Here is a 3,531-nt window from a genome sequence, read left to right on the forward strand (position 1 = left end):
GCGCTGAGGTCTACGGCGCAGCTTGGGCCCAGGCGAAGAACTCGCAGATGCGGGCGATGACGAAGTCGATCTCGCGGTCGGTATGGGTGGGATCGAGGGGAAGGCTGAGCAGGGAAGAGGCCAAGGCCTCAGCCACCGGAAAATCACCCACGTGCCAGCGACCGACATAACAAGGCTGCAGGTGCACCGGCGTCGGATAATGGATGTTGGTCCCTACCCCGTTCTCAGCCAGGTAGGCGATCAGCTCATCGCGGACACCCGGCGCGCGGACTGGGAAGACATGCCAGACCGGTTCGGCCCAGGCGCGTACGGCGGGAAGTTCGAGGCCCCGCACATTGGCCAGTCCCAGGAAGTATCGCAGCGCAAGCTGGCTTCGGCGCGCGTTCCAGGTGTCGAGATGTTCGAGCTTGGTCGAAAGGACCGCCGCTTGCAGCGGGTCCAGCCGCGAGTTCCGCCCGGCGACCTCGTGCCGGTACTTCTCGCGCGATCCATAGTTGGCGATCATCCGGGCCGCTTCGGCGGTGGCGGCGTCCGCCGTAACCAGCGCGCCGCCGTCGCCGAGCGCGCCGAGGTTCTTGGTGGGGTAGAAGCTGAAGGCCGCCGCATCGCCCAGCCCGCCGCAGCGCCGGCCCTTGTAACGCGCGCCGTGCGCCTGGCAGGCGTCTTCCAGGATTCGGATGTCGCGCCCGGCCGCAAGCGCCCTGAGGGCATCCATGTCGACGGGGTGGCCATAGAGGTGGACCGGGATGATCGCCCGTGTCCGTTCCGTGATCAACGCGGCTACCCGGCCCACGTCCATCAGGCCGGTGTCCGGCTCAACGTCGACCAGCACCTGGGTCGCGCCTACCTCGTCGACGGCAAGCGAGGTGGCGACGAAGGTGTGGGCCGGTACGATCACCTCATCACCCGACCCGATCCCCCAGGCCCTGAGAGCGATGACCAGCGCATCCAGGCCGTTGCCAAGGCCCACCATGTGGTCCGCGCCGCAAAACCCGGCGAAACGCGCCTCGAAGCCTGTGACCTCCGGGCCGCCGATCAGGCAGCCGGACTTCACCACCCGGCGCATGGCCAGTTCGATCTCCGGGCCCAGCGCCTGGGATGTGCGGCCAAGGTCCAGGTAAGGCACGGCTGCGACCGGTTCGTCGCCGGCGTCCCAGCGGACGAAATCGCCGAGGTCGCGGATGTAGTCGCCCTCGTCGTATTCGTCGGAGGCCAGCACGATCACCACGGAATCCTCAGAGAAATCGCTGAGGTCGCGCCAGCAGCCCGCGGGCACGACCGCGGCTTGCGAGGGCCGCGAAAGGCGCACGGTCTCGGTCACCCCGTTCTTGGAGATGCTCAGGCTGACGCTGCCGCGCAGGCACAGGAAGCACTGGCGCAGCGCCTTGTGGCCATGGGCGCCGCGGCTCTGGCCGGTTGGCACATCGCGAATGTAGTAGGCCCGGTGGACCGGGAAGCCGATGTGCGTGGAAACCTCGGCGACGCCTAAGATGCCGTTCGGCATCGGGATCGTCTGCAGCTCGACCAACCGCACGAGGCCTTCGACCGAGCCATCCTGCCCAGCAGCGATTTCCCGACCCTGCGGCGCCGATGCCATCCGAGCGTCCCCGAGCCGGAGCGGAGGCCACGGCGCAGCTTGCAAGCTAGATCTGGCGGGTTCGGAAAGGGTTAATACCGACGAAGCGCGACGTGTCCCCGCGCGAGCACGCTCTCGTGAAAAAGCCCCGGCCTTGCGGCCGGGGCTTTGTCCCTTTGTCAGGGACCATTCCCCCGCCGGAATTCAGAGCTAGGCGAGCGCCAGGGCGTGGCTGCGGCGGCGACGCAGCATCGCCCCCACGCCGCCGAAGCCGAGCAGCATCATCGCCCAGCTCGCAGGCTCAGGAACGCCGGCCTTCAGGAGGCTGCCCCCGGTGTAGGTGGCGGCGACGTTGCCGGTGGCGCCGCTCGTGCTGACGTCTGTGGTGAAGTAGATCTTGTTCCCGCCGACGGTGTTGTAGTCCAGCACCAGCGGGGCCGGGACTGCGTTATTGTTCGTGGCGACGAACGAGAAGCTCAACGGCGCGTAGGGCGTCCCGTTGCCGGGCAGGTTGATCACATAGTCGAAGTTGCCGAAGGCCGAGGCCTTATTGCTTCCGTTCGACTGGTCGCCGTTCAGGGTGAAGCCCGTGGGAAGACCCGAGATCGTAATGTCCGGGTTGCCGACCAGATCAAAGGTCAGCGCATGGTGGTTCCCGTCGGTTGCGGCATGGAAGAGTTCGCCTTGGTTGATCTGGACGAGGAAGTCCAAGGCGTTCGCATTCGTCGCGTCTTGGGTCACCGTCACCTGACCGAAGGATCCAGCCCCAAAGCTTTCGGATTGCGTGAACGTATAGACGGTGGCGCTGGCCATGCTGGCGGCGCCGAACGAGAGCGCCAAGCCAAGGGCTGCGCCGATGAGAGCAGTCTTCTTCATTAAAATCCCAGTCTCGTACCTAAGGCGGCGCCTTGGCCGCGATTGTTCCAAATTCAGTCTGTTCGAGTGCCCCCGTGCGAAGCGTCTCACTTCCGGACGGGCGCCAGTCATTCCGACCGACGTATTGCAAGAGGTGGGCCAGTCGTGGCCTGCCGCAGGACCTCGTCGATCACCGCGGGCTTGAGGCGCTCATATCGCCGATCTTCGTAAATAACTCGATACGCGATCGACCGAAATCGGTCTTCTGCGACTGCAGGCCGCGGCCGAACGATTGCCAACCTTCGCTTTTTGTCGAACGCTGGCCTCCTCGGTGGAGGCGCTGCGATGGCGAACGATTACACGCTCAGCTATCTGGCCGGCGGCTTCGCCCCAGTGTGGACAAGGGTTCTGGCGCTGGAGTCCGATGAGGCAGCCATCGAGACCGCGCGCAACCTGCTGGAGATCGAGGCCGGGCGTACGGAGGCCAGACCCCTTACCTTACTGGTGGGCTTGGGCGCCGAGGGCTCACACAACCGCTGGCTGGGCGCCTGGAGCTGGGATCCGAAAGAGCGCTGGCAGCCGGCCTAGCGCATCAGATAGGCGTAGATGTCCCGCATCGCCGCCAGGCCATCGGCCCGCTCCATTTCCATCAACCACAGCAGAAGCCGCGCCTTAACCCGGATGGCTGCCGGATCGAGGCAGGGCGTTGCGAAGATCAGCCTTTCAAGCGCAAAGCTGCGGTCCAAAAGCTGCTCACGCAGCCCCCCTTCAGCTTCGGGCATATGGTCGATCTGGCGTTCCAACTCGGCCCGTTGGGACTCCCAGGCCTCGAAGCGATGCGGGCCAATCATCGGAGCCGCGGCCGCTAACTCCGACTTCAAGACGGGCGGGGACGCTGCCGCGAACATCGCACGACGAGTAAGGTCGATGTGACCTTGGCTACCTTTACGCACGGCAGGCCTCCGGCCCAGGGAAGCCTTCCCTGCGCCCAAGCTGGATTGTGACGGTATTTCAGGTAATCTTCGGCGGATTTCGCCGACCAAGTCAACGGAAATCTGCAACTAGTCGGAGGAAATCGCCGAATGATCGTCCCTGCGCAG

Annotated in this window: 4 protein-coding genes; 1 reads left to right on the plus strand and 3 read right to left on the minus strand. The window is 65.3% G+C overall.

Going from position 1 to position 3,531, the window contains the following annotated elements; genetic code table 11:
- Positions 1-10: 10 nt before the first annotated feature.
- On the minus strand, positions 11-1,597 hold the full coding sequence (locus tag VGI62_RS18115) for a DegT/DnrJ/EryC1/StrS family aminotransferase (protein ID WP_331505947.1): 1,587 nt from the start codon (positions 1,595-1,597) through the stop codon (positions 11-13).
- A gap of 189 nt (positions 1,598-1,786) precedes the next feature.
- Positions 1,787-2,452 carry a PEPxxWA-CTERM sorting domain-containing protein gene (locus VGI62_RS18120; protein ID WP_331505948.1) on the minus strand — a complete coding sequence of 222 codons (666 nt, stop codon included), beginning with the start codon at positions 2,450-2,452 and terminating at the stop codon, positions 1,787-1,789.
- 324 nt (positions 2,453-2,776) lie between these two features.
- Between VGI62_RS18120 and VGI62_RS18125 the strand changes: the two genes are divergently transcribed.
- A complete protein-coding gene (locus VGI62_RS18125; RefSeq protein ID WP_331505949.1) occupies positions 2,777-3,019 on the plus strand; it encodes a hypothetical protein in 243 nt (80 codons plus the stop codon).
- Here VGI62_RS18125 and VGI62_RS18130 read toward each other — a convergent pair.
- Positions 3,016-3,384: a hypothetical protein gene (locus tag VGI62_RS18130; RefSeq protein WP_331505950.1), complete on the minus strand. Its 369-nt coding sequence runs from the start codon at positions 3,382-3,384 to the stop codon at positions 3,016-3,018. The genes VGI62_RS18125 and VGI62_RS18130 overlap by 4 nt on opposite strands.
- Positions 3,385-3,531 lie beyond the last annotated feature (147 nt).

Origin of the sequence: Phenylobacterium sp., assembly GCF_036495085.1 — a bacterium.
Taxonomy (GTDB): domain Bacteria; phylum Pseudomonadota; class Alphaproteobacteria; order Caulobacterales; family Caulobacteraceae; genus Phenylobacterium.